This is a genomic window from Cupriavidus sp. 21MJTG02-4 (assembly GCF_057798975.1).
In genome coordinates this window covers 1-1016 of the sequence record NZ_JBYOJP010000054.1, presented here as the reverse complement: position 1 = coordinate 1016, position 1016 = coordinate 1, and the positions used below count along the sequence as shown (strand labels likewise).

Genomic DNA, 1016 nt, shown 5'->3' with positions numbered 1-1016 from the left:
AGGGTGCGCGCTTCCACCACCTTGTCGCGGTACGCTTCGAAGATCCGGCGCAGCGCCTGCTCCATCGTCACCTCGGGCTTCCAGCCCAGTTCCTGCATGGTGTTGTCGATCTTCGGCACGCGGTGCTGCACGTCCTGGTAGCCCTTGCCGTAGAAGTCGCCCGACGAGGTCTCGATGATCTGCGTCTTGCGGGCCTCTTCGGCGTACTCCGGGTAGTCGGCGGCCATCTTCAGCATCATCTCGGCCAGCTCGCGCACCGAGTGGATGTTGGACGGGTTGCCGATGTTGAAGATCTTGCCGCTGGCGACGCCGTCCTTGTTCTCGATGATGTGCATCAGCGCCGAGATACCGTCCGAGATATCGGCAAATGCGCGCTGCTGCGCACCGCCGTCAACGAGCTTGATCGGTTCGCCGCGCACGATATGGCCCAGGAACTGCGTGACCACGCGCGAGGAGCCTTCCTTCGATTCGAAGATCGAATCGAGCCCGGCGCCGATCCAGTTGAACGGGCGGAACAGCGTGTAGTTCAGGCCCTGCTCCATGCCGTAGGCGTGGATGACGCGGTCCATCAGCTGCTTGGAGCAGGCGTAGATCCAGCGCGGCTTGTTGATCGGGCCGTAGATCAGCGGCGAGGCTTCCGGATCGAACTCCTCGTCCGCGCACATGCCGTAGACCTCGGAGGTCGACGGGAACACCAGGTGCTTGCCGTACTTGACGGCGCTGCGCACGATCGGCAGGTTGGCTTCGAAATCGAGCTCGAACACGCGCAGCGGGTTGCGCACGTAGGTGGCCGGCGTGGCGATGGCCACCAGCGGCAGGATCACGTCGCACTTGCGGATGTTGTACTCGATCCACTCCTTGTTGATGGTGATGTCACCCTCGAAGAAGTGCATGCGCGGATGGTTGACCAGGTCGCCCAGGCGGTCGGACGACATGTCCATGCCGTAGACCTCCCACGACGTGGTTTCCAGGATGCGGCGCGTCAGGTGGTGGCCGATGAAGCCGTTGACGCCAAG

At 63.1% G+C, this 1016-nt stretch carries 1 protein-coding gene; it reads right to left on the bottom strand.

What is annotated here, in order from left to right:
- Positions 1–1016: bifunctional UDP-4-keto-pentose/UDP-xylose synthase (locus AC3FKH_RS34435; protein WP_488680159.1), on the bottom strand; the 1016-nt coding region annotated here is incomplete at both ends.